The organism is Aliidiomarina halalkaliphila (assembly GCF_007096385.1).
GTDB lineage: Bacteria > Pseudomonadota > Gammaproteobacteria > Enterobacterales > Alteromonadaceae > Aliidiomarina > Aliidiomarina halalkaliphila.
Genome location: NZ_VJWL01000001.1, coordinates 875,116 through 901,703, shown reverse-complemented (window position 1 = coordinate 901,703; position 26,588 = coordinate 875,116). Strand labels below are relative to the sequence as shown.

Sequence of the window (26,588 nt, the reverse complement as noted above, 5' to 3'; positions counted from 1 at the left end):
TACATGGATGTAAATACGGCGTCCCCCACGGGGCTTTCTCAGCGCCGAGCCTTTCCCACCGCCCCCGCCAACGCGGTGCGTTGGGTACGAGGGCTGATCATAAAAGATTGTGGGTGGTGAGAAGTTGGGCTAAAACGTCGGGGGCGACGGGCTTGTGAATGGTTTGATCCATGCCGGCGTTGCGGCAGTGATCGAGTTCGGTTTGGCTTTGATGGCCCGTGAGAGCAATGATGGGCGTCGTTTTAAATGCGTCTTGGGTGCGCAGTTCTGCACATACCTGTGCTCCGGTAAGTTCCCCCATCTCGTAGTCGAGAATCAGGAGATCTGGCTTTTGCGCTTGCGCTTGGGCAATGGCATCTTTGCCATTGGTGACGGCAATGACTTGTACGGGGAAAGCGCTTAGCATCGCTTTGAGTACTTCTAAACTAATGAAATCGTCGTCGGCAATGAGGATGGTAGACATAAGAAACCGTGATTAACGAATGTAAGTGCAGACTGCCACGCACTTGATTCAGAGTCAATTGACCCGAACCTAGCGCGCGGCAAGGGGAAAAATTACTGGCTTAGCCAAGCCACCAGAAAATCCAGATCAAGTTAAATGCCAGTAGGCCAAAACCATAACCACCGTGGACTATTTTCGGCTGTTCTACCGGCTTTTCAGATTCTATCTTTCCGGTCACCATGGCGCTCATAAGGCGTTTCCCTTTAATTGAATAAAGAGCATTGGCGAGAACATGAATAGCCAATAAGATCAAAATCCAATCGAAGGCTTGTTTGTGATAGCTGGTGAGAGTGCGCACCCACTCATTACTGAGTAAATGGGCGAGGGGGCCACGAAAGAATATAGCATCGTCGGTGAACAAGCCGGTGATGGCTTGTGCCAGGAGGGCGACAATCATCAACACGACAGCCCAGCCACCCACAGGGTTATGGGTTAGCCAGGTTCCCTTAAGGGGATTGCGGATATGGCTGATGATCGCCTGCGGGCCGCGAATAAAACGGCTAAACCGCGCAGATTCACTGCCCACAAATCCCCAAATAATGCGCGTCAGTAACAAGGCGAGGGCAATAAGCCCAAGCTTGTGATGGATATCGATATAGGTAATATTACCGCCGGTTAACCACAAACCGGTGACGACGAACACTAATAGCCAATGAAAGCCGCGTATAAAGGCATCCCAAAGGGTGACAACCATGCCACTTCCTCCCTGAATTTAACGGTTAGTCGGCACGATAGCCTTGGTGGCACTGCTGACAGCCACGGGCGGTATCCATAAACTTCGGACGAATCTCCCGCATGTTTTCAGAGGCAGCAGCACTTACAAGTTCTTTTACGGCAGCTTGGAAGGTGTCGCGTTTGCTTTCGAAGTCAGACCAATTTTCCCAGATTACCGGAAGCGCGTCGCTATTAGCGGTCACGTTTTCACCCGCACCGGTGAACGCTTCAAAAGGAATGTGGCTCAGATGGTACAGGGCTTGTGCGCGTTGTTTAAAAGCTTCGGCATCGTAATCACGCTCACCTCGCACCATGCCAGACATGTAAGCAAAGTTCTCCCGAATCAGTGAAAAGGCTTTCTGCCGATACTCAACTGCATCGCTTGCTGTAGTAAAGGCGCTGGCCTGTGCGTGATTGGCAGTAATAGCCCATCCAGTTATGGCGGTTATTCCAATGGTAGCAACGGCAATCCAGCTTTTGATAGACATGGTTTGAACTCCAAAATTGTTATGTTGTTAATTAAGTCAGGGTCACAAACAGGTAACCATGACTCTTAGCATACGTACTATAGCGATATTTTGTTTTATTTTCGTTAGCTCCCGCCATGGGCTTGGTCGAGATAAGTCGTCCGTTCATCGTTGCATGCGTTGAATGTAAAGGTCAGACACGGTTTAATGGCAAGCGGTAAAAAAATTATAAATATCATCGATGACACACAGGATGCACATCATGAAGCGAATTGGAGCACTATGTAGTAGTGGTGTACTCGCGCTATCGGTTGCTTGGTCGAGCGCAGCAGGGCAAACCACCCCTGTGCAAGGCCTCTATCACCATAACCCTAGCCTTGTTGCACTGACGAACGCCACGCTTGTTACTGAGCCCGGGCAGCGTATTGAGAATGCGACACTTGTTATTGAGCATGGAAAAATTCGCTCAATTGAGCGCAATAACCGAGCACCAGCAGGCGCACGCGTGATTGATGCGTCTGGCTACACACTCTATCCAGGGTTTATTGACCCTTACACTAACTACGGTGTGGAAGCGCCTGGTCGCGGTGCAAATACGGGGCGGAGTGCCGCACCGCAGTACACCAACGAGCGCGAAGGTGGAAATGCTTCAAATATGGCTATCCACGCTGAGAAAGAGTGGTTTAGCACCTTTAAAGCGGATAAAGATGCAGCCAAAAGCTACGTTGAACATGGCTTTACTACGGTGCAAAGCGCCCGTCTTGATGGCATTTTTCAAGGGCGTGCGACTACCGTCTCTCTCGCCGATAGCTTACCTAACTTTGCCATTTATCAGCCGCGCACGCGCCAATTTGCTTCATTTGATAAAGGCAGCTCTACGCAGCAATATCCCAATTCATTGATGGGGAGCATCGCGCTTATCCGCCAAACGTTGTCGGATGCGCGTTGGTATGGTGAAGCCGAAGGGAAAACTACCGATGTGGGTCGAGTAGAATTTAATGCGGCGCTGGCAGCCTTGCAGAACCTTTCTGAGCAAGGTGTTATTTTTCATAGTACCGATGAACAGGACCTTCTGCGCGCAGCGCGCGTATTTGCTGAGTTTGAGGTGCCAATTACTGCAGTAGGTTCAGGCTTTGAATACTCACGTCTTGAGGAAATCAAAGCGACGGGAGCTCGGTTGATTTTACCTCTGGATTTCCCAGCGGCTCCGGACTTATCAGAGCAGTTTGGCGAACTTGATGTATCGGTAGCGGATCTGCGTCATTGGGAGCGCGCACCAGCAAACCCTGCCATGTTGGCAGATGCCGGTGTCGAGTTTGCCTTTACCATGCATGGGATGGATAAGCGCAGCGATTTCTGGCCAAACATTCGGAAAGCCGTCGCTCATGGTTTAAGCCCAGATCGTGCGTTAGCCGCACTAACAACTATTCCTGCGCGGTATGCAGGAGTGGAAGGGCAAAGTGGACGTATTGCTGCAGGCTATAATGCAGACTTTGTGGTCGCACGAGGTGATTTGTTCGCCGACGGCGAAATTGTGTCGGTGTGGCTGCAAGGCCAAGAAACCAAGTTTAAGCCGATGCATCCAAGTAATTTATCCGGCAATTACACCCTGACCTTTGACGGTGCCGACATTACGCTAGAACTGAATGACAACGACCGTTTACAAGGGAAACTGACCCTGGGTGACGAGTCGACTAATCTGTTTAATAGTGCAAAAACGGATGAACGTGTGCGTTTCAGCGCAGACCTAACTGCCTTGGGCATGCCTGGCGTTTTCCGCTTTGCATTGCATCAAAGTGCATTGGGGCAGCTAACCGGGACGGTACAGGATGCCATGGGCCGAGTACATCCAATCACGGCACAAGCGGATGCGGATGATACTGATACTGGTGCAGAGAGCAATGGTGCTGAAGCGGCATCAACACCAGAGTTTGTAGGTCAAATGACGTTCCCAAATATTGCATTCGGACGCACGGAAGCCCCAGCACAGCAGAATCTGCACATTCGCAATGCCACTGTCTGGACCGCTGATGACCAAGGTAAGCTTGAGAATGCTGACATTATCGTCCGTCAGGGACAGATTCAGCGAGTTGGACAGAACCTGTCAACGCCTCGGGGTTATACCGTAATTGATGCGACGGATATGCACATTACTCCAGGCATCATTGACGAACATTCGCATATTGCCATTTCGCGCGGTGTGAACGAAGGTACTGAAGCCATTACCTCGGAAACGCGTATTGGCGATGTGGTTAATCCAGATGACATCCATATCTATCGTTCTCTTGCCGGTGGAACTACGGTTGCGCATCTATTGCATGGATCAGCCAATCCGATTGGTGGCCAAGGGCAAACCATTAAGCTCCGTTGGGGTGCCTCCGCGGAAGACATGAAGTTCACACAGACGCCACCAACCATCAAAATGGCGTTAGGTGAAAACGTGAAGCAAAGCAACTGGGGTGACTTGTACACGGTCCGTTATCCACAAACCCGCATGGGCGTGGCGACGTTGATTCAAGATGCATTCCAACAAGCGCGTGAGTATGAGCAAGCGAAGCGTGATTATGAGCGTTTAAGCCGCGCTGATCGCCGTCGTACGGCGCCACCACGGACAGACTATCGTTTGGAAGCATTGGTGGAAATTCTCAACAGCGAGCGTCACACTCATGTGCATTCCTATGTAGCGTCTGAAGTGTTGGCGTTAATGGATGTTGTTGAGCGCTTAGGTTTCCGCATCCATACCTTCACCCATATCTTGGAAGGCTACAAAGTGGCTAAAGAGATGGAAGAGCACGGAGCGCGGGCGTCGAGCTTTGCCGATTGGTGGGCGTTCAAAATTGAGGCCTTCGATGCCATCCCACACAATATGTGTTTAATGATGGAAGCGGGTGTACTCACCAGTATCAACTCCGATAGTAATGACTTGCAGCGGCGGATGAACACTGAAGCGGCGAAGTCTGTTCGTTATTGCGGCATGGATGAGCACGAGGCATTAAAAATGATCACCTTGTATCCAGCCCAGCAGCTTGAAATCGACCGCTACGTGGGCAGCATTACACCAGGTAAACATGCAGATTTAGTGTTCTGGAATGCGCATCCGTTGTCGGCCTATGCACAGGTTCAACAAACTTGGATTGAAGGGCGTAAATACTTTGATCGCGCCGACGATCTGGCAAAGCGAGAGATGCTTGAGCAAGAGCGCCAAGCGTTGATTCAGAAAGTTTTAGCGGCCGGTAGCGAAGGGCAACGGGGTAACCGTTCGAACTATCGTCAGCAGCAGCCGACTTGGCACTGTGAAGATAATCATGACGTATGGCTCGACTGGTTTGGTGATCATCACCACGGCCATCACCATTCGCATGAGTTTGGAGGAGCACACTAATGAAAAAATTAGCATGCGTTGTTGCACTCAGTAGTGCTTCACTATTAGCTCAAGCACATAACGTAACCCCAGGCGCAGAATCGGAACAAGCGGTTCTGCTGCAAGGGGGGACGGTATATACCATCACTCATGGCACGCTCCAAGATACCGATATTCTCATGCTTGATGGGAAGATCGCGGAAATGGGAACGGGACTTGCGGTGCCTGAGGGGGCTCGGGTGATCGATATTCGCGGACAACACGTGTATCCGGGCCTCATTGCGTTAGATACCACACTCGGTTTGGTTGAAATGTCACAAATTCGTGCGACTGTGGATACCAATGAGGTGGGATTGATCACGCCTGAAGTTATGGCACATCAGGCATTCAATGCAGATTCAGAAATCATTCCAACCGTTCGCTACAACGGCATTACTCATGCTCAAGTAGTGCCCCAGGGGCCATTACTGCGCGGGCAATCAAGTCTGATGCAGTTAGATGGCTGGAACTGGCAAGATGCGTTAGAGCAAGGCCCTCTGGGGATGCATTTAACTTGGCCCCGCGCCGGTTTAAATACCGCATGGTGGGAGCGTCGTTCGCCAGAAGCACAACGGAAAGCGAATGAAGAGCAGATTGAACGCTTGAAAGACACCTTTAAAACGGCGCAAACCTATCATCAAGCCCGTGAGGCCGGTGCGCAAAAGCGCGTTGACCAACGTTGGGAAGCGATGCGCGCGCTATTTACCGGTGATGCCAAGTTATTCGTACATGCGGATGACCGTCGGCAAATATTACAGGCCTTGGAGTTCAACCGTGAATACGGCTTTGATCTGGTGATCATGGGCGGTCGTGATGCGTGGATGGAAGCAGAAACGCTCGCTGAAGCTGGGGTTCCGGTTGTATTTGGTGCCGCATACGGACTACCAACACGGGTAGATGATGCCTATGATACGGCGTTTAGCACCCCTGCTAAATTAGCTGCTGCAGGGGTTGACTTTGCTATTGCCTATCCGGGCTTTTGGGATACCCGTAATCTGGCGTTTGCTGCCGGTAATGCGGTTGCCTTTGGCCTTGATTACGATGCAGCCATCACTGCCATTACTTATGCACCCGCGAAAATACTGGGTGTTGAGGATCGTATTGGCTCCTTGAGCCAGGGTAAACAAGCCACGTTGATTGTGTCTGAAGGGGATGTGTTAGATCACTTAGGTCAACGTATTTCCTATATGTTTATCGATGGGCGTGAGGTAAATCTGAGCAATCGCCAGCGGCAATTGTATGAGAAATATCAGGAACGCTTATCTGCTGATTAAATCCATATGTGGGGTGAATTCTCAACTACACATCACCCTGTAATTGCAGGAAAAATCGAAGAGCGCGCTGGCTGTCAGGGCGCTCTTTTTATATTTAAAGTGAGCAAGATTGACCGTGCGCATATTTTGGGCGAAGAAAGCACTAGCGCCTCGCAAATTTTGATCTTACAGTGCTATGATAAAAACCGCTCGTGAAAACTCAAACAGGGACGCTGTAATGAACTTGTTTACTGAATATGCCAACGACGGCAAACATTTTATTATCCATGTCAAAGGCACTTTCGATTTTAGTGTTGTGCACGATTTCCGTCAGGCTTATGAAGGCTTGAGCGAAAAGATTGGTACTGTCATCGTGGATTTTCGTGAAACTGAGTATATCGATAGCTCAGCGCTTGGCATGTTATTGAATATGCGCAAATCGTTGGGAGCAGGAAGCCGAACCATTCACTTAGTGAACTGTCGGCCTGAAGTGCGCAAAGTACTGGATATCTCCCGCTTCGATAAACTCTTTGTTATAGAATAATTGCGTGCACTTCATTTATTTTGCGTCACAACATATTGAAAACGCAATGCTACAACAGGGATTGCGCGATCAATTGTTAGCCTTTGGTATTGATCCGCACCGCGTAGAAAACATCGAACAACTTGCCACGCTTCTCCATCCCGATAGTGCACAGGTTATTTTACTGCCTGAAGCCAGCATTCCAGACTACCTTCAGTTTCGGGAAAGTACACCAGAGCCTGTGAATAGCAACCCACCTCATGTTGTGGTACTCCTAACCGAAGCAACTAAACTCGATCAGGAGATGCTTCCGACCGAGGTTATTGATGTATGGTGTTTGCCGATGCCAGACGTTGCCTTGAAGTTGCGAGTACAGGGCGTGGCTGAGCATCATCAATTGATCGAGGCAGCGAAAGAGCAAAAGAAAAACTTAGGGTTGCAGCTCGAGCGCTCGCGCCAAGAACAAAAAATAGTGCGCAACATCTTCACTAATGCATTTAGCCGAGCACTTGAAAACGACCCACATATCGACACCCTATTACTCCCATTATCCACGTATAACGGCGATCTATTTCTTGCTGCCAAAGGCGGTACGGGGAGTTTGTATTTGTTGCTAGGGGATTTTACGGGGCACGGTTTGCCCGCGGCTATCGGTACAATTCCTGCGTCGCAAACATTCTTTGCGATGGCAGAGCGTGCGCGCCCGGTAAGTCAGATTGCGCGGGAAATAAATCGCCAGCTGAATTTGCTGCTGCCGGAAGACATGTTTTGTTGTGCATTGATTGTGGAGTTGTCTGCCAATGGTGATCGGCTGAACTGGTGGAGTGGGGGAATGCCTCCGGCACTTGTGATTCACCCGGATGGCGAGACGCTTGATTATCTCTCGCCGCAGCATTTACCCCTTGGGATCCTCTCTGATGGCGAGTTCGAAAGTGGGATCACATCGACTCGTGTAGCGATAAATAGTCAGCTTTTGATGTATACCGATGGCACCATTGAGTTAGGTACATCGGAACAAAACGCATTAGGTGTTGACGGATTTACTCAGTGCTGCAAGCAGCTGGATTGGAAGATGCCGGCGATCCGCGCATTTATCGAAGAGGAACTAACGAAGCGTGAAGCCCACGACGACTTGTCGGTGGTTATGCTGCACTGTTCCGAGACGGGGTTTGCACATCCCGACCCCGGAGATGAGCGTTCGCCGTTACCATTTGAAATGTGCGTAAACATTGGGCCCAATGAAGCCCGCACCTTGGACCCTGTCTCTACAATTATCCGTAGTGTATGCACGCTAGAAGGGTTAGCGAAGTTTCGCCCGAGTCTGTATACAGCATTATCGGAAGCCTATAACAACGCCCTAGAACATGGATTGCTTAATATGTCGTCGGCACCGAAACAATCGACCGAGGGATTTGAAAATTACTATATGGAACGTAGTAAGCGCTTAGCGCGGTTGCAACGCGGTCAAATTGATATTGAGTTGCGTTATAAGCCACAAGAAGCGCTCATCGCGGTGAAGGTACGCGATTCCGGTAAGGGCTTTCGGTTTGATGATGAAACGCAACCGCTGTCACAAGAACACGCATTTGGTCGCGGTTTGCATCTCATTCGTGAGCTCACACGGGATTTACGCTGGAGCGAAAATGGACGTTGTATCGAGTTTAACTTCCCCCTCGGTACCTAACCTGACGGACAATAGGTATTATCCTCCAGCGAGCTTAACGGTCATGCCTTGTTGTTCCAAATAGGCCTTGCAAGCTTCCCGCTGATCACCTTGAATTTCAATCACGAAGTCTTTTACGCTTCCGCCGACGCCGCAACGTTGCTTGAGTGCCTTGGCGAGTGCCTTGAGCTCAGCTTCAGTACCCGGGATCCCGTGAATTGTAGTGACGCCTTTGCCTTTACGGCCTTTGGTTTCGCGTTTAATCCGCACAACACCATCGCCGGCTGGAGCCTGCTCCGGCTCAGCGGTTTCCTTTACGCGGCCACCATCAGTGGAGTACACCAAACTAGACAGCTGATCTTTCAACGACATCCTCTTTTCCCTCTTGCAATGAACTGCGCAAGTGTAACGAAAGCCTGCCTGGTAAACCAGTTCTGACAGGGCGGGTAAATCCCAATGTGTTTGACAGAATGCATACTTACTGACAATCTTAGTCCATAAAAGAATAACGAGCGTGATTACAACGCCCGTCTCGCGACTCAAATACGGACGTCATGTCAGATGAAACTGCAGCAACTTCGCTATATCGTTGAAGTACTCAATAACAACCTGAATGTTTCGGCAACGGCAGAAAGTTTGTATACCTCTCAACCGGGTATTTCAAAACAAGTACGCATGCTGGAAGATGAGCTTGGCATTCAAATTTTTGGTCGTAGTGGCAAGCATCTCACCCATGTGACACCCGCAGGTCAGGATGTCATCAAAATTGCGCAAGAAATTCTCTCCAAAGTGGAAGGAATTAAAGCAGTTGCCGCGGAGCATACGCGCCCTGATCAAGGTAAATTGAATATCGCCACCACGCATACGCAAGCGCGCTATGCGCTGCCGAAAGTGATTCGACGCTTTATTGAAAAGTACCCGGCGGTGTCATTGCACATGCATCAAGGCGGGCCCCAGCAAATTAGTGAGGCGGCGGCAAAAGGCCAAGCGGATTTCGCAATCGCCACCGAAGCATTGCACCTGTATCAAGATTTAATCATGCTGCCGTGCTATCACTGGAATCGCAGTATTTTGGTGCCCCCAAATCATCCTCTTACTAAATTGGATGAAGTCACCATTCAAGACGTGGCCCGTTACCCGTTGGTTACTTATGTCTATGGGTTTACCGGCCGTTCACGCCTCGACCAGGCATTTAACGACGCCGGCTTAAAGCCGCAAATTGTATTTACTGCGACGGATGCGGATGTCATTAAAACCTACGTGCGAATGGGCTTAGGTATCGGTGTTGTAGCGACCATGGCGTACGAGAAGCCCAAAGACAGTGATCTTGTTGCGATCGATGCAGCACATTTGTTCCGCCCCAGTACTACTAAGATTGGTTTCCGCCGAGGCACCTTCTTGCGTAGTTATATGTATGATTTTATTGAAGAGTTCGCCCCGCATTTGACGCGGGATGTGGTAGACAAAGCGGTCTCATTGCGTCAGCACGATGATATTGAAGCCATGTTTAAAGACAAAGAGCTGCCGACTTATTAGTCGCCAGCTCTTTTGTGTAGGTAGCATGTAACATCGACAAATGGAGCGCCTTCGGCGCGCTTTAACACTCGATAATATTTACAGCTAAACCGCCGCGAGCGGTTTCTTTGTATTTGGTTTTCATGTCGTTGCCGGTATCCCACATGGTCTTGATAACTTTATCCAACGAGACCTTGTGATCACCACTACCACGCAAAGCGAGCCGCGCTGCATTAATGGCTTTCACGGCTCCCATGGCATTGCGCTCAATACAGGGAACTTGCACTAACCCGCCAACCGGGTCACAGGTCAGGCCCAAGTTGTGCTCCATGCCAATTTCTGCGGCGTTTTCCACTTTGCTGACATCCCCGCCCATTAACTCGGCGAGGGCACCGGCGGCCATTGAGCAGGCTACACCGACTTCACCTTGGCATCCCACTTCGGCACCGCTAATAGAAGCATTCTTTTTATACAAAATTCCGATAGCCGCCGATGTGAGAAGAAATCGGGTAATCGCATCTTCATCAAGGGGCTGAATAAATTTGTCAGAATACTTCATTACCGCGGGCACAATACCGGCGGCGCCATTGGTTGGCGCAGTGACAACGCGCCCACCTGCCGCGTTTTCTTCGTTTACGGCTAGCGCGTATAAGCTGATCCAATCCATCGCCTGCATTGGGTCTGCTGATTTCTCAGTTTTTAATCGTTGATATAGATCAGGAGCGCGCCGACGGACTTTTAAACCTCCAGGGAGAATGCCTTCGGTGCGAATACCACGGTCAATACACTCATCCATGGTTTTCCAGATATGCAGTAAGCCATCTTTGATTTCTCGCTCAGAGCGAAACACCATTTCGTTCTTCAGCATTAAGGAGCTAATCCGCAAACCGTGTTCTTTGCACTGGGCCAATAACTCGGCGGCAGAATCAAACGGGTAAGGAATCGGCTTACTATCTTGTTCGATAGCTTCTTCCAAGGAGTCGTCGAAGTCTTTATCGCGCACAATAAAGCCGCCACCGATCGAATAATAAAGGTCGCTAAAGAGTACTTTTTCGCCTTGGAATACTTTGAGCTCCATTGCATTGGCGTGCTTGGGCATGGTTTTACGGCGATGAAAGGTAATGGCGCCTTCGCGCGGAAACTCAATAGAGTGCTTGCCCAATAGAGATAACGTCTGCTTTTCCGAGACGTCACTAAGGAACTGATCGACCTTGGTGGTATCGACGGTTTCGGGCGCTTCGCCGGCTAATCCAAGAATAACGGCTTTGCCAGTGCCATGGCCTTTGCCAGTCTGGCCCAAGGAACCAAATAGCTCAACTTTTATGCCAGTGATGCCATCGAGTCCGAACTCTCGCTCAACATGTAACATAAACTCTCGGGCAGCGCGCATAGGACCCACGGTGTGGGAACTAGAAGGGCCAATGCCAACTTTGTACATGTCGAATACGCTGATCATAATACTGAATACTCCGTTCAATTATATGCGTGTAGTTTGGTGACTCTTTGCTTTATTCGCAAGCCTTAGCGGACTGGTCGGTACAGCGAGCGTCGCTGGGGATAGATATGATCGGCAAGGCGACGAATAATAGCAGCTGTTGCGCCCCAAATCACCTGACCATCCATCGGAATAAAGACTAACTCATGGTACAGCAAACGCTCTACTTGTTGGGTGTAATGAGAACTGTGGTCTAACACTCGGTGTAAAGGTGCCCGTACAACCTCTTGCACTTCGTTAGGATCGGGAACCAACTGCACCTTGGGGTCAATAAAAGCCAAATAGGGGTGAATCATAAACCGAGTTAATACGGGTTGCGGCGGTAAGGGCGCAATCAATTCAACGTGATGTTCTTGCAGGCCGAGTTCTTCTTCGGCTTCTCGCAGGGCGGTCGCTTGTAAACAGACATCATCTGGATCTTGACGACCACCGGCAAAACAAATTTGGTGGGCATGAAAGCGCATATGAGCAGGGCGTCGGGTAAGAATGAGATCAAGCCCATGTTCCCGCTCTTGTAAGGCTACAAGTACCGCCGATTGTCGTAATTGAATATCGTCCCATAATGGGCCTTGCCATGACACTTTAGGGGCAGGCTGCAAATAGAACCGACGTAAAAATTCATTACGCGTCATTGCCAGCCTCATCGGTACCGCAATTGATTTGCTCTAACACCGGTAAGATCCGAGCAACTTTATCGAAGGTTTCTTGATATTCGCTATCCGCATCAGAGTCAATCACAATACCACCTCCGGCCCAACAATAGATGTGACCATCGACACAGCAGAGGGTGCGGATAGTAATGCTGGTATCGCTGTGACCATGCTGACTAAAGTAGCCAATACTGCCGCAATAAATGGACCGCTTATGGGGCTCGAGTTCGTCGATAATTTCCATGGCTCGTATTTTTGGAGCGCCGGTAATCGATCCACCTGGGAAGGCAGCACGAATTAACGCTAACGCTGAGCAGTCTGGGTGTAAGCGCCCCCGCACTGTGCTTACAGAATGGTGCACCGCGTGAAACGACTCGATGGCGAATAGCTCGGGCACATAGACGCTGCCAGGCAAACAGACGCGGCTGAGGTCGTTGCGTAGCAAGTCGACAATCATTAAATTTTCCGCTTGGTCCTTTTCCGATGCACGCAACTGGGCGATGTGTTCGGCATCTACCGCTGGATCGGCATGACGTGGCCGAGTGCCCTTGATTGGCCGGGTCTCCACCTGCCCATCCGCATGGGTTTGCAAAAATCGCTCTGGACTGACACTCAGAATCTGTCCTTCGGGGAGGTTGAAATAGGCGGAGAATGGCGCTTGATTCGTTTCTCGTAGGGCAACATAGGCTTGCCACGGATGTCCCTTGAACTGCGCTTGAAAACGCTGGGCTAAATTGATCTGGTAACAATCACCGGCCCGCAAATACTCGTGAATTTGTTGAATTTTTCCTGTGTACAGATCTCGATTCATATTGCTTTGCCAAGGCGATGTGAGTCGAAATGGCTGAACCTGTGGGTTATCCCCACGCCAAAATTCCGCAGGGGATTGGCTAAATCCCGGAGGTTGGATTGCTGTCACTTGCTGACGCTGGTGATCAATCACCAGGGCGTGTACATAGTAACCCACCGCAATATCGGCGAGCGGGATATCTGCCGTATGTGTATCTGGCAAGGTTTCAATGGCGTGACCCGCATCGTAACCAAATAAACCCGCTAACCCGCCTTGGAACGGTAGGTGTTCATAGTCTGGGGCTACTGGGGCGGGGGTGCCTAACCACGCATCTAACGCGGCAAAGGGGTCTTTTGCCGTTGTTTCCTGGTGGCGATAGCAAAAGGTACGAATAGGTTGGCGCAATAAGATATCAAAGCGGCTGTTGGGGTGTTCTGCCCCCGCTGAATCGAGAAACAATGCCCAAGGCTCATCGCAAAAGGGCGCAAACAGGCGTTGCGCATCGTGGTATTGGGCATAAGGCAGTTCATAAAAAACAACAGGTTCTGGCATGATTCCTATCTGGGTTCACTGGCGACACCATAGAGAAGAGAGTATCATAACGGGCACTTTTTCAGTATACGATTGATTGGCCCGAATGAGGTTTTCCGATGGCAACGATTCGACAGCAAGATTTCATTGATAGCATCGAGGATGCGCTCCAGTTTATTTCTTATTATCACCCTTTAGATTTTGTTAATGCCTTAGCTGAGGCGTATGAAAAAGAGCAGTCTGAGGCGGCGAAAAACGCGATTGCGCAAATGCTTGTGAATTCACGGATGTCGGCACAAGGCCATCGTCCTCTTTGCCAAGATACCGGTATCGTAACCTGCTTTGTAAAAGTGGGCATGGACGTGCGCTGGGACAAAACCGATTTAACCGTGCAAGAAATGGTAGATGAGGGTACGCGCCGCGCATACAACAATCCTGAGAACCCATTACGGGCTTCGATTGTCGCCGATCCGGCCGGGTCACGGAAGAACACCAAAGACAACACGCCAGCGGTGGTGCATATCGATATGGTGCCCGGCGGTGAAATCGAAGTCATGATCGCCGCCAAAGGTGGTGGTTCTGAGAACAAGACGAAGATGGCGATGCTAAATCCGAGCGACTCCATCGCAGATTGGGTCGTGGAAACGTTACCCAAAATGGGCGCAGGCTGGTGTCCACCGGGTATGCTCGGTATTGGTATTGGCGGGACCGCAGAAAAATCTGCTGTACTGGCGAAAGAATCGTTGATGGATCCCGTGGATATTCAAGAACTGATCGCTCGTGGCCCGCAAAATGCGGAAGAAGCACTGCGTCTTGAGATATATGAACGGGTAAACAAGTTAGGGATTGGTGCGCAAGGTCTTGGTGGTTTAACCACGGTGGTCGATGTCAAAATACGCTCGCTACCAACCCATGCGGCCTCCAAGCCTGTCACGATGATTCCGAACTGTGCGGCAACGCGCCATGTACACTTCCACTTAGATGGCAGTGGTCCGGCAGACCTACAGCCGCCCAAGTTGGAAGATTGGCCTGATATCACCTTTGAAGTGGGTGATAATGCCCGCCGGGTGAACTTAGACACGTTGACCGCAGACGACGTCCGTGAGTGGAAAATGGGTGAAACTGTATTGCTCAGTGGTAAGTTGCTCACGGGCCGAGATGCGGCGCATAAGCGCATTAAAGAGATGCTGGATAAAGGTGAACCGCTTCCAGTCGACTTCACCAACAAGTTTATTTATTACGTGGGCCCTGTGGATCCAGTAGGTGACGAAGTGGTAGGCCCCGCCGGTCCAACAACAGCAACCCGCATGGATAAGTTCACCGATGTGATGCTCGAGCAAACCGGCATTATTGGCATGATTGGTAAAGCCGAGCGCGGCAAAGCGACAGTGGCGAGCATTGCCAAGCACAAAGCCGTTTACTTGATGGCCGTGGGTGGGGCCGCTTATTTAGTGGCAAAAGCGATTAAACAAGCCAAAGTGGTGGCCTTCGAAGATTTAGGAATGGAAGCCATCTATGAATTTGAAGTGGAAGATATGCCGGTGACAGTCGCGGTAGACAGCGATGGCTCTAATGCCCACGAAACTGGGCCCGCGGTATGGGCGGTGAAGATCGCCGAGATGAGCTAACCCGGGCAAGAACGGCTAGGCCAGGAAACACCTTCTACGGAGCACGGATGCTTCGCCATGCATGGACTAACAAAGAGAAGAACCAATGAGCGTAGAAACAATAATCTGGATAGGGGTTGCGGCCATTCTTGGAATCGCGGTAGGTGCGCTCGCTGTTGGCTTAGGTATGCGGGTGTTGTTGCAACGGGAACGGGCGGATGTAGCCCGCGCCAGTCACGAGGTGGAGTTCGCTCGCAGCAGTGAGCAGCAGGTACGCAACGAGTTACGCGCACTGCAGGAAAAATATGAACTGGAGCAAAAACAGGGGCAGCGTTGGTATACGGAGCTGGAAACAACGCGCACTGGTGCCGAACGTGAACAAAAGCACCTAGAAGAAAAACTCGAGTTATTGCAACAAAGCGAAACCCGCTTACAAAAAGAATTTGAGAATCTCGCCAACCGGATTTTCGAGCAAAAATCTGCGGCCTTCGAAACGCGACAAACGCAAACATTAAGCGCTACTTTAAAACCATTAAAAGAGCATCTAGATACCTTCCGCAAGCAGGTCAATGAGCAGTTTACTGAGGAAACCAAGCAGCGCTCGAGTTTGCAAAAGGAAATTCTCACGCTGAAAGAGCTAAACCAGCAAATGGCCAGCGAGGCGGAAGCCTTAACCCGAGCGCTGAAAGGCGATTCCCGACAGCAGGGAGCGTGGGGCGAGCTGGTACTCGAACGTATTTTGGAACAGTCGGGCCTGCGTGAAGGCTATGAATACGATACCCAGGGCCAGCATCGCAGCGATGAGGGCAAACGCTATAAGCCTGATGTAATCGTGCATTTACCCAATCAGCGCGATGTAATTATCGACTCCAAAGTAAGTTTGGCGGCCTACGAGCGTTACTTTAATGCCGACGATGATGTGTTGCGTGAAAAAGCACTGGCGGAGCATGTCACCTCATTACGGAATCATATCCGTGAACTAGGTAAAAAGAACTATCAGCAGTTAGAAGGGGTACGCACCCTCGATTACGTGTTGTTGTTTGTACCGGTAGAGCCTGCGTTTTTATTGGCGGTGGATCGGGATCCCGAACTGATTCGTTTGGCCCTAGACAATCAGATTATGCTGGTTAGCCCCACCAACCTATTGGTGGCGCTGCGCACTGTGCATAATATTTGGCAATATGAACACCAAAGCCAAAATGCTCAGCAAATCGCAGCGGATGCGGGAAAACTCTACGATAAGTTTGTCGGCTTCCTCGAGGACCTTAGCAAGATTGGCAACTCCCTCGATACCACGCGCAAGCATTATGACAGCGCGCTCAATAAGCTCTCGACGGGCCGCGGTAATATCGTTGGGCGCGTGGAGAAATTCCGGCAATTAGGTGTGAACCCAGGCAAACGTATTGATCAAGCCTTCCTCAATGATGAAGATGACGACGATACCGATACATTGCCCGAGACACCTGCAAAAGATTGATGCGTACTGAGTGGGCGAACCCAACCACAGCGGAAATACAGCTGCTGTAATCGGCAAGGAATAAACCAAATGCGAATCGCCTGCTGACTCCAGGCGATACGTAGATCGATTTGAAATCCCTTCTGTTCAGGCTCTAGCAGTAAACTTTGTATCAATAGATTCCGTTGCTCTGGTAAATACCATTGGGCGAAGCCTTGCAGGGAATAGCTGGATGCTTGCTGTTCCCCGTGCATGCGAGCCGCGTATTGACAGAATTGAACGCGAGTAGCGCGCGGGTGAACACAAATAAAACCGAAAGGGCGGCCTTGCCGTACCTGGTGATGATGTTGTTTGCTGCCATTGCTATAAAAATAAGGCCGTTCTTCGACTTGTACAGGATTGATTGGGTGTTCCGGGATCACGACATCCATGTCTAACCTCGCCATTCACTAATGAGTGGAAGAGGTTTTTCTGTGCCCTAGTAAAACCTCTCTGTGAAGCATGAGCATAGCGAGCAATTCGAGGAAGAAAAATAGCGAAAAAGGGAAATACGCGATTGCGGATAGGGCTAAAAGGTCGCGCCTAAAGTAAGCATCACACCACTGAAACCAAAGAAGGTTATTTCTGCCACACCCCAGCCATAACTGGCGCCCACCATGGGGATAATTGCCGGTGCAATACCGAACTGGTTAAACGGAATTTTATCGCGATATTCACCGCGATAGCCATGAATTAGCCCTGCAGTAATCTTGGCGTAAGTTTGAATTTCGTTATAGCGAATGAAATCCTGACGCACGCCTCCATAAAGATAGATTGATTTCTGGTCAAAAGAATTGCGAAACCAAGCAGCGCCCGCGAGCGGGCGTGCATTTCCCATGTGGTCGTGGAATGCGTGGAAGTAGTTGGGTTCAAAACCATCACCGTACCACTCAAGACCAATGAGATTTTGAGTGTTGTTGTGTTCAGGCTTTGGGTTGAAATGGGTGGTAAACACGGAGGTATGCAGTTGAAACCGAAACTCTTCACCGTTTGTTGAGGCTATGGTTGATGGATCATCATCGGCACGGGCTGTGCCCGCCATACTGAAACTCAGAATGAACAATACAATGACAACGACATGTTGATTCTTTGTCAGGTACATTAGCAGACCCATTTCCTTACTTGTCCTAGAGCGACGGCAACTCACTCATATCCATGATGATGTGGTGCGCCAATCCATGCTGCGAATAATGATGACACGAACCAGATCAGACCAGATCTTAAAAGGACTAACAAAACGGTGCAAGGAATATCGTGTAAGGAAATTGTAGAGATGTTGTCTCATCATGCCTTTTCGCTTTACACTGAGGAATGAAATAGGCATTCACTAGGCACCTGAATTGCATTCTTGTGCTTGGAAATCTGGTCATAATCATAAGTATAACAGGGGCTATGTCCCCTTAAACGGATTTCATGCGATTACAACATATTAAGCTTGCGGGCTTTAAGTCCTTTGTGGATCCAACCAAAGTCGCCTTCCCCGAACAAATGACCTGTATTGTTGGGCCCAACGGCTGTGGTAAATCCAACGTTATCGATGCAGTGCGCTGGGTGCTGGGTGAAAGCTCAGCGAAGAATTTGCGCGGTGATGCCATGACGGACGTTATTTTTAATGGTTCACAGTCGCGCAAGCCCGTGTCCCAAGCCAGCGTTGAGCTTGTATTTGATAATAGTTCGGGCCGTGTGCAGGGGGAGTTTGCTAGCTTTAATGAAATTTCTGTTAAGCGAATAGTGACTCGTGATGCGCAATCTACGTATTTACTGAATGGCACTAAATGCCGTCGACGCGATATTACCGACTTGTTCTTAGGTACCGGTTTAGGGCCGCGTAGCTACGCGATTATTGAACAAGGGATGATTTCCCGTTTAATCGAATCCCGGCCACAAGAACTGCGGGTATTTATTGAAGAAGCCGCGGGTATCTCCAAATATAAAGAGCGTAGAAAAGAAACCGAAAGCCGGATGAACCGGACACGCGACAACCTTGAACGATTAGCCGATGTGCGGGAAGAATTAGGGCAGCAACTTGCTAAATTACAACGGCAGGCGGCAGCGGCGCGCCGGTATCAAACACTTAAAGCTGAAGAACGAACGTTAAAATCCGAGTTACAAGCCCTGCGTTGGAACCAATATCAGCAGCAATGTGATCGCCTTGAGCATCAGGTACAGCAAGAAGAAGCGGAGTTGCAAAAGTGGATTGCAGAACAACGGGGCAGTGAGCGTGGGCAGACTGAGCTACGTGAGCGCGAAGCCGATTTAAAAAACCAGGTGGATGCGATTCAACAACGCTTCTATCAGGTGAACAATGAAATCACTAAATTAGAGCAGCAGATTCAGCATACACGCCAACTTGCCCAACAGCGGGAACGCCAAGGCCACGAATACCGCGCTCAATTACAACAGTTAACCGCACAATATGATGCCGATCACGAGCATGTGCAAACGCTTGCAGAGCGTATTGCCGACCAAGAGTTTGCGCTCAATGAACTCAATGAGTCACTACATATGGCGGAGCTTGCACGGGACGATGCGGAGCTGCGTTATCAAGAATGGCAGGAAAGCTTCCAGTTGTTTCGCGATGCTCAAGCAGAACGCAACCGTGACCTCACGTTGCTTACGGCAGAGATTAAAGCTAACCAAGAGTTAAAAGAACGCATTGCTCGGCGTCTCGAAGCTATTGCCATGGAAATTGCAGATATTCCGGAGTTTGATGCGCGCGTGCTAAAAGAATTGGCAGTGCAAGTCGAAGACCAAGCGGAGCGGGTGACAACACGTCAAGCAGACTTACATGCCGGCAACCAAGCGTTAACTGATCTCGATGCTAGATTGAATGAACGGCAGGAACGGTTGCAACAAGAACATCATAAGGCGCAGCAAGCCGCCGGTCGGATCGCCTCGCTGGAGCAATTGTTAGCCACAACAGAGGCTCCTTCGGAAGACCCCGATGATTGGCTTTCTGGGCAATCCAGTATTGGCATGTTACGGGAATTATTGGATATTCCAGAGCGTTTTCGTGCTGCCGCACAGCAGGTATTAGACCCTTGGTTAGCCTTGCCAGTGATCACCGAGTCGCTACCGCAACGGCAATTCCAGCAGGGAGTTTTAGTTGCGCTCGAAAGCGCAGATAGCGTAGGTAGCGGACATACGGATCAGGATCTGCGAGCGTTTGCTGATGCGCGTATCCATAGCCTGTCGCTATTACAGTATTTTGCCGTCGCAGATGATGTAGCTGCTGCAGATAAGGCGTTGCAGGCGCACTCAATATTACTTGCCGTGTTATTGCCCGACGGGGAGGTGCGCAGTCGTGATTGGGTGGTAAAACGGGGGAGCCATCAGGAAACCGCGTTAGATTGGCAGGCACAATTACAACAGCAACAACGCTTAGCAGAAGAGGTGGCTAAGGGGATAAGCACCGAAGAACAAGCCATCGCTGAACTGCGCACTCGGATAACGCAGCAAAAAGAAATTATCAGCCAAGGGCAAGATGCTTTGGCGGAAGCGCGTGAAACCCACGTACGTTTGAGTGAGCGGCTGCACACCAGCGAGCGTGATCAGCAACAACACGCCCAGCGTAGCGAACGTCTGCAACAAGAGCAGGCGGATCTGCAGGCACAGATGCGCACCCTCACTGAGCAGTTAAGTGAAGCGCAGGAGCGTTTGCAACAATTGTCTGATGCACAACATGAATCCGCGCCTCAGCTGGAAACCCAACAGCGCGAGGGCGAGGCTTTGCAAGGAGCACGTCAAAGTGCTAATCAGCAGTGCCAATTACTACAACAACAGCGGCACGAAGCGCAATTATCGTTGTCACAACAACAAAGCAAACAAGAAAACTTGCAACAAATGCTGGCGCGTATTGCGCAACAGAAAAAAGATATCAGCGAACGTTTAGCGGAACTTGAAAGCGACGATGAAGATGCGCTTGAAGTGACGATGATTGAAGAAGACTTGGCGGTGCAGTTGCTACAGCGCGAGTCGATTGAGTCAGAGCTGCGCGACGTGCGCGAACAATTAGCTGTGGTAGTGACAGACCTTGGCGATTTGAATAAAGGGCAAAGTGCAGTGCTGGAGCGTATTGCGCGGCAACAAGAGCGGGTGCAAAGCGGAAAACTTGAGCTTGCTGCTGCGCGTGAGCGGGGACATGCGCTACTCGATGCCTTAAAAGAAATGAATGTCAGTTTGAAGTCTGTACTCGAGACGATGCCGGAACATGCTAATGAGGCCCAATGGCAGAAACAGCTCGATGATGTGGTGCGCAAGGTCAGCCAGCTTGGCGCCATTAACCTTGCCGCCCTTGAAGAAGTAGAAGTGCAGGCGGAGCGTAAGTCTTATTTGGATGCGCAACATGAAGATTTAACGGCGTCGCTACAAACCCTCGAAGATGCGATTAAAAAAATCGATCGGGAGACCCGTCAGCGCTTTAAAGTGACTTATGATCAAGTGAACCACGACCTTCAGCAGCTGTTTCCAAAGGTGTTTGGTGGCGGCAATGCTTATTTAGAACTGACGGACGACGACCTTTTGGAAACCGGTGTGACTATTATGGCGCGGCCGCCGGGCAAGAAAAACAGTACGATTCATCTGCTTTCTGGTGGTGAAAAGGCGTTGACGGCATTAGCATTGGTGTTTGCTATTTTCCGCTTAAACCCAGCGCCATTCTGTTTGCTCGACGAAGTCGATGCCCCCTTGGATGATGTGAACGTGGGGCGCTTCTGCCGCTTGGTCGAAGAAATGTCAGAAACGGTACAATTTATATATATTAGTCACAATAAGATCGCGATGGAGATGGCGACGCATTTGTCGGGAGTAACCATGCAAGAACCGGGCGTATCACGCCTCGTGGCGGTGGATGTCGACGAGGCCTTGGCGCTAGCGGATGCTCCCGCATAGCAGCGGGAACGCGAGGCCTACACTTTAATAAGCGTGTAACAAGTACAGAAAACACGATAAATTCCGTGAATGACGGGTGTTATTGCAGAATAAACCCATTACAATCAATGAAAGAAGCTGACGGATAACAGGTAGCAGCAATGGATAGTTTACGAGTCATACTGATTTTAATTGGCATTGCCTTAATTATCGGCTTAGTTGCCCATGGGTTGTGGACGTTGCGCAGTAATCAGCAGCGCAGTGGTGATATCAAGGGCCAAGGGTCGAGCAAACGGCAAAAGGGTGCTCAAGCAGATTTATTAGACGGCAGCGATACCACCGAGGCAGATTCAGGGAGCTTTGATGAGCTGGGGTTAAGCAAGGTTCGTATGCGTCCAAAACAAAATGCACCGGCAGCATCCGCAGAACAATCGGCAGAACAACCTACCGAGAAAACACCCGACCATAGCTCCGAGACCATCGCGGAAGTGGAAGCGAAGGCGCAACCTGAAATTGCCGCGACCTTGCGCTCGCGCCCCGATGACGAAGAACCAGAATTGCCTTCATTCCGAGCTGAATCTCGGGATTCGTCGTCGAGTCAGGCAGCGGCCTCGTCCACACCTATTCGTGCGGAACGCCATGATAAACCTGAGAAGAGCGAAACGGTTGAGCAGCTCAATATCGGTCTGCCAGAATCAGAAGTGAGCGAGGAAGACGCGGAAGCTCCTAAAGAAGAAGTAATTACGTTGTACGTGTCCGGTGATATTCAAGGCACTATTTTGCTGCAAACTGTTACAGAATTAGGTTTGAAGTTTGGCGATTTGGATATTTTCCATCGCTACGAACAACCATCTGGGCGCGGACCTTTGCTGTTCCGTATGGCGAACATGTATAACCCCGGTACGTTTGATTTGGATGATCTCGAGAACTTCCGTACCCGCGGTGTAGTGCTCTTTATGGCGTTACCGATTAAATACGACGGTCATAAAGCCTTCACCATGATGTACAACGCGGCAAATAAAATTGCCGAGGCGATGCCACGCGCAGCGGTGTTAGATCACAATCGCAACCCTATGACTAAACAGTCAGTACAGCATACCTACCAGCGCATTCGTGAGTTTGAACGGCGCCAACGTTTGGCGGGATTACGCTCATCCTCATCGTAGTTGCGCAGGTGAGAAAAGAGGCGGCTGCGGCCGCTTTCTTTTATTTCAACGATGGTTTTTAGCACGAGTATCCTATTGCATGACAGACACAAATTCCGAGCAAATTGCCAACCAAATTGAGGCATTGCGGGCCCAACTTGATCAATACAACCACGAATACTACGTGTTGGATCAACCGTCGGTGCCCGATGCGGAATATGACCGACTATTTCGAGAGTTGCAGACCTTAGAAGCGGCATATCCTGAACTGGGTTCTGACACCTCGCCAACGCAACGCGTGGGAGCACCTCCCAGTGGAGCATTTCGCGAAGTGGAACATGAAGTGCCCATGCTCTCGCTGGATAATGCCTTCGATGCGGATGAAATGGCGGCATTCGTGCGGCGGGTCAGCGACCGTGCTGGTGTTGCCGCCGAAGCGCTGCGTTGGTGTGCAGAGCCCAAACTCGATGGTCTCGCCGTAAGCTTGCTCTACGAGCATGGCAAGCTGGTGCGGGGAGCGACCCGAGGTGACGGCTATCGCGGTGAGGATATTACCGCTAATGTAAAAACCATTCGGGCTATTCCCTTGCACCTCCGGGGCGACTTTCCAGATCGCTTGGAAGTGCGTGGTGAAGTATTTATGAGCCGGGTGGGTTTTGAGCGAATGAATGAGCAGGCGCTAGCCGCAGGTGAAAAAATATTCGCCAATCCGCGCAATGCCGCGGCAGGAAGCTTGCGCCAATTAGATTCGCGCGTCACAGCCAAACGTCCGCTTCAGTTTTATGCCTATGCGATGGGTACGGTGCAGCCAGAGCGTCAGTTAGACGACGATAGCCACTACCAACGACTGTTACAATTGCGGGAATGGGGCTTCCCTGTGTGCCCAGAAATTGCGCAATTAGACCATAGCGATGCCTGCTTTGATTACTACACTCAAATTGGTGAGAAGCGCGACTATCTGCCCTACGAAATAGACGGTGTGGTGTTTAAGCTCGATGCCGTTGATTTGCAAGAACAGCTTGGATTTGTCTCACGAGCACCGCGCTGGGCTATTGCTTTTAAATTCCCCGCTCAGGAGCAGCTTACGTGGCTCCGAGATGTAGATTTCCAAGTGGGCCGTACCGGTGCTATTACCCCAGTAGCCCGTCTGGAGCCGGTCGAAGTGGCTGGTGTGGTGGTCTCTAATGCTACTTTACACAATGCCGATGAAATTGCCCGCCTCGGAGTTCGTATTGGCGATCGCGTGATTGTACGGCGAGCTGGAGATGTCATTCCGCAAGTGGTTGGGGTGGTGCTCGATGAGCGCCCTGAACACACCCAAGCTGTAGAGTTTCCGCACGAATGCCCCGTGTGTGGTTCTGCGGTAGAACGGGTAGAAGGAGAAGCTGTTGCGCGCTGCACCGGTGGATTGTTTTGTGCCGCTCAGCGCAAGGAAGCGATAAAACACTTTGCCTCACGAAAAGCCATGGATATTGATGGTCTCGGGGACAAGCTGGTGGAGCTTTTAGTGGAGCGCGAATGGGTAAAGCACCCAGCCGATCTCTTTCAGTTAAGTGCGCGCGAATTTGCCTCATTACCGCGCATGGGTTCAAAATCGGCGCTCAATCTCGTGGATGCATTGGCGAAAGCGCGTTGCACAACCTTGCCACGCTTCCTCTACAGCTTGGGGATTCGTGAAGTAGGGGAAGCTACGGCCCAATCCTTGGCACTGCATTTTGGCAATCTAGACGCCATTATGCAGGCCAATGAAGAAGCGTTGCAGCAAGTACCTGATGTTGGGGTTGTGGTGGCAGAACATATCTATAATTTCTTTCGTGAACCCCATAACCGCGAAGTGATTGATGCTTTAACCAGCGGTGAACATCCGGTTTCTTGGCCGGATATTGAAGTAAAAGCGGCGGATGAGTTGCCATTGCAGGGGCACACCTACGTGCTTACTGGAACCCTAACAGAAATGACTCGAGACGAAGCTAAAGCGGCGTTACAAGCGTTGGGCGCAAAAGTGGCGGGGAGTGTGTCGAAGAAAACCACGGCGGTTATTGCTGGCGAAGCGGCGGGCTCGAAGTTAAGTAAAGCTGAAAGTTTGGGTGTCCCGATTCTTACAGAAGCGGAATTGGTGGCGCTGTTAGCTAAAGGATAATAGTAATACCGAAGTTGGCAATACCAAACATACCGGTGATACACATGTGGATGGATTTCCTAATGGAAAACCCGACATAAAAAAGGGGCGCGTGATGCGCCCCTTTGTTGTTTGTTCGCCTACCTGCAATTTAGATATTAACTCGTGTCACATCCACATGCAGGGTTAAACGCTGGCCCGGCTGGAGAAAGCGGTCACGACTAATTGAATTCCACTTTTCAATGTCGGCAATGCTCACCCGAAAACGCGAGGCAATGCGCGCCAGGGAATCGCCCGAGCGCACTTGGTACTGAATAGTGCGCAGTACAGGCGTGCTAGCTGAGGCGGTGGTACTGGCCGTCGCGGCTTGCTGGTTTTGCCAAATCACTAGGGTTTGTCCCGGACGCAACATATCGCCTGGGGCCATATTATTCCAACGTGCGAGATTGGCTACCGTCACACCATACTTGCGTGATAGATCCCACAAAGTGTCGCCGCGGGTTACTCGGTGCTCAACGCGGGTACCCTGACTACTGCGGCCTTGGGCGGATGCCAAGCGTTGTTCTGCACTCAAGGTGTAACGCTCGAGATCTTGGCTTGCCACAGGGATGAGCAAATAATCACCTCGGCGGATCATGGTGCCGGTAATATTATTAAACTGCTGAATAGCGGTTGGTGTGGTGTTATACCGGCGTGCAATAGTGATTAAACTTTCACCTGAACGCACTTGATGGCGTTCCCATGCTAACCAATCTTTCGGATCCGAGTTCGCCATAGCCGTGCGAAAATCACGCGCCCGCTCAGACGGCAACAGTAAGGTATGTGGGCCATCTGGAGCAGTTGCCCACCGGTTGTAGCCAGAATTGTAACGGTGCAGTTCTTCTAAACTCATACCGGCCATTTCTGCCGCTAAAGCAAGGTCAATTTGCTGACCCACATCAACAATCTCAGTCACCGGCTGATTTGGAATATAGGGCCAGGTTACTGCCCATGTCTCACTTTCTTTCAGGAGTTCAGCGAGAGCAAGAATCTTAGGTACATAGTTTCGAGTTTCCCGTGGCAAGTTATCTAGCGACCAGAAATCGGTGCCTTTGCCCGCTTGTTCATTACGGCGCATGGCGCCAAGCACACGGCCTTGCCCGCCGTTATAGGCAGCGAGAGCGAGGAGCCAATCACCATTAAAGGTTTGGCCGAGTCGATCGAAATAATCGAGGGCGGTCGTGGTCGCTGCCATGACATCGCGGCGGCCGTCGTACCACCAGTTGATGTCGAGGCCATAATGACGGGCCGTACTGGGGATAAACTGCCAAATACCACTGGCGCGACCATGGGAATATGCAAAGGTATCGTAGGCACTTTCAACCACGGGCACGAGAACAAGCTCGAGGGGGAGATCGCGCTTTTCAATTTCTTCAACAATCAGATGTAAAAAGGGTGCGGCCCGCTGTGCGACGCGATCGATATAGCCTGGATGGCGTAAATACCAATCACGATGGCTTTGTACTGCGCTATTATCGGGTACCTCGATGACCATTTGCATGCGTACGCGGTCCCAAATATCTGCCTGAAGTTGTGGCGGTAACTCTTTTTCCTGACGTACCACATCGGCTTGCACTGGATGGACTAACGCATAGCGCTGTAGCCCTTCTTGCAGTGGGTACTCGGCTTTGCTCGCAACTTCTGGCTCAACGTCGCGATCCGACGTACCGGTAAGTTGACAGCCTGATAAACCAAGCACAATAGATGCGGCGAGAATGGCTCGCTTCATGAAATCCCCTAAAACTTATTGATGGTATAACGCATGATCGAACGACTTCTAGGGTCGTTATGATCACCGTGTGCTGTCTTGA

The 26,588-nt window shown here is 50.5% G+C and carries 20 protein-coding genes; 10 read left to right on the top strand and 10 right to left on the bottom strand.

Features of this window, described 5'->3' with window-relative positions; genetic code table 11:
• Positions 1-97: 97 nt before the first annotated feature.
• The 3 genes from FM042_RS04130 to FM042_RS04120 form a co-directional block, all read right to left on the bottom strand.
• Entirely contained in the window at positions 98-463 is a 366-nt protein-coding gene (locus FM042_RS04130) for a response regulator (RefSeq protein ID WP_143234611.1), read from the bottom strand.
• Between the two features lie 100 nt (positions 464-563).
• On the bottom strand, positions 564-1,196 hold the full coding sequence (locus FM042_RS04125; RefSeq protein WP_143234609.1) for a cytochrome b/b6 domain-containing protein: 633 nt from the start codon (positions 1,194-1,196) through the stop codon (positions 564-566).
• Positions 1,197-1,221: 25 nt separating this feature from the next.
• Positions 1,222-1,704 carry a c-type cytochrome gene (locus FM042_RS04120; protein WP_143234607.1) on the bottom strand — a complete coding sequence of 161 codons (483 nt, stop codon included), beginning with the start codon at positions 1,702-1,704 and terminating at the stop codon, positions 1,222-1,224.
• A gap of 241 nt (positions 1,705-1,945) precedes the next feature.
• Here FM042_RS04120 and FM042_RS04115 point away from each other — a divergent pair, with 241 nt between their 5' ends.
• From FM042_RS04115 to FM042_RS04100, 4 genes are all read left to right on the top strand, one after another.
• A complete protein-coding gene (locus FM042_RS04115; protein ID WP_143234606.1) occupies positions 1,946-5,065 on the top strand; it encodes an amidohydrolase family protein in 3,120 nt (1,039 codons plus the stop codon).
• Positions 5,065-6,357, top strand: a complete 1,293-nt coding sequence (locus tag FM042_RS04110) for an amidohydrolase family protein (RefSeq protein WP_143234604.1) — start codon at positions 5,065-5,067, stop codon at positions 6,355-6,357. Before FM042_RS04115 ends, FM042_RS04110 begins: the two co-directional genes overlap by 1 nt.
• 217 nt (positions 6,358-6,574) lie before the next feature.
• Complete coding sequence (locus FM042_RS04105; RefSeq protein WP_143234602.1) at positions 6,575-6,880, top strand: STAS domain-containing protein; 306 nt, start codon at positions 6,575-6,577, stop codon at positions 6,878-6,880.
• Between the two features lie 46 nt (positions 6,881-6,926).
• A complete protein-coding gene (locus tag FM042_RS04100; protein ID WP_143234600.1) occupies positions 6,927-8,543 on the top strand; it encodes an ATP-binding SpoIIE family protein phosphatase in 1,617 nt (538 codons plus the stop codon).
• An 18-nt stretch (positions 8,544-8,561) separates the two neighbouring features.
• On the opposite strand, the gene yciH is transcribed toward FM042_RS04100, so the two are convergent.
• Positions 8,562-8,894 (bottom strand): stress response translation initiation inhibitor YciH, encoded by a 333-nt coding sequence (gene yciH / locus FM042_RS04095; protein WP_143234598.1) that lies wholly within the window; start codon positions 8,892-8,894, stop codon positions 8,562-8,564.
• A 189-nt stretch (positions 8,895-9,083) separates the two neighbouring features.
• Between yciH and cysB the strand changes: the two genes are divergently transcribed.
• On the top strand, positions 9,084-10,058 hold the full coding sequence (gene cysB, locus FM042_RS04090; RefSeq protein ID WP_143234596.1) for an HTH-type transcriptional regulator CysB: 975 nt from the start codon (positions 9,084-9,086) through the stop codon (positions 10,056-10,058).
• Between the two features lie 61 nt (positions 10,059-10,119).
• Here the strand turns inward: cysB and FM042_RS04085 are convergent, their stop codons facing one another.
• From FM042_RS04085 to pabB, 3 genes are all read right to left on the bottom strand, one after another.
• The gene (locus FM042_RS04085) at positions 10,120-11,493 is read right to left on the bottom strand and encodes an L-serine ammonia-lyase (protein ID WP_143234594.1); all 1,374 of its coding nucleotides are present in this window, start codon (positions 11,491-11,493) and stop codon (positions 10,120-10,122) included.
• Positions 11,494-11,558: 65 nt separating this feature from the next.
• The gene (locus tag FM042_RS04080) at positions 11,559-12,164 is read right to left on the bottom strand and encodes an NUDIX hydrolase (protein ID WP_185960694.1); all 606 of its coding nucleotides are present in this window, start codon (positions 12,162-12,164) and stop codon (positions 11,559-11,561) included.
• Positions 12,154-13,524 carry an aminodeoxychorismate synthase component I gene (gene pabB, locus FM042_RS04075; protein ID WP_143234589.1) on the bottom strand — a complete coding sequence of 457 codons (1,371 nt, stop codon included), beginning with the start codon at positions 13,522-13,524 and terminating at the stop codon, positions 12,154-12,156. Before pabB ends, FM042_RS04080 begins: the two co-directional genes overlap by 11 nt.
• A gap of 98 nt (positions 13,525-13,622) precedes the next feature.
• On the opposite strand from pabB, the gene FM042_RS04070 reads away from it, so the two are divergent.
• Together FM042_RS04070 and rmuC are read left to right on the top strand one after the other, a co-directional pair.
• The gene (locus FM042_RS04070; protein ID WP_143234587.1) at positions 13,623-15,131 is read left to right on the top strand and encodes a fumarate hydratase; all 1,509 of its coding nucleotides are present in this window, start codon (positions 13,623-13,625) and stop codon (positions 15,129-15,131) included.
• 85 nt (positions 15,132-15,216) lie between these two features.
• Entirely contained in the window at positions 15,217-16,587 is a 1,371-nt protein-coding gene (gene rmuC / locus FM042_RS04065; protein ID WP_143234585.1) for a DNA recombination protein RmuC, read from the top strand.
• Here the strand turns inward: rmuC and FM042_RS04060 are convergent.
• Together FM042_RS04060 and FM042_RS04055 are read right to left on the bottom strand one after the other, a co-directional pair.
• Complete coding sequence (locus FM042_RS04060) at positions 16,518-16,997, bottom strand: hypothetical protein (protein WP_143234583.1); 480 nt, start codon at positions 16,995-16,997, stop codon at positions 16,518-16,520. The genes rmuC and FM042_RS04060 overlap by 70 nt on opposite strands.
• 137 nt (positions 16,998-17,134) lie before the next feature.
• Positions 17,135-17,707, bottom strand: a complete 573-nt coding sequence (locus FM042_RS04055; RefSeq protein WP_221931494.1) for a sn-glycerol-3-phosphate transporter — start codon at positions 17,705-17,707, stop codon at positions 17,135-17,137.
• Positions 17,708-18,018: 311 nt separating this feature from the next.
• Between FM042_RS04055 and smc the strand changes: the two genes are divergently transcribed.
• From smc to ligA, 3 genes are all read left to right on the top strand, one after another.
• The gene (gene smc, locus FM042_RS04050) at positions 18,019-21,495 is read left to right on the top strand and encodes a chromosome segregation protein SMC (protein ID WP_143234581.1); all 3,477 of its coding nucleotides are present in this window, start codon (positions 18,019-18,021) and stop codon (positions 21,493-21,495) included.
• Positions 21,496-21,635: 140 nt separating this feature from the next.
• Positions 21,636-22,640, top strand: coding sequence for a cell division protein ZipA (zipA, locus tag FM042_RS04045; protein ID WP_143234579.1), 1,005 nt, complete (start codon positions 21,636-21,638; stop codon positions 22,638-22,640).
• A gap of 79 nt (positions 22,641-22,719) precedes the next feature.
• Positions 22,720-24,759 carry an NAD-dependent DNA ligase LigA gene (gene ligA, locus FM042_RS04040; protein WP_143234577.1) on the top strand — a complete coding sequence of 680 codons (2,040 nt, stop codon included), beginning with the start codon at positions 22,720-22,722 and terminating at the stop codon, positions 24,757-24,759.
• Positions 24,760-24,889: 130 nt separating this feature from the next.
• Here the strand turns inward: ligA and FM042_RS04035 are convergent, their stop codons facing one another.
• Positions 24,890-26,506, bottom strand: coding sequence for a lytic transglycosylase (locus FM042_RS04035; protein WP_143234575.1), 1,617 nt, complete (start codon positions 26,504-26,506; stop codon positions 24,890-24,892).
• Positions 26,507-26,588: the final 82 nt, after the last annotated feature.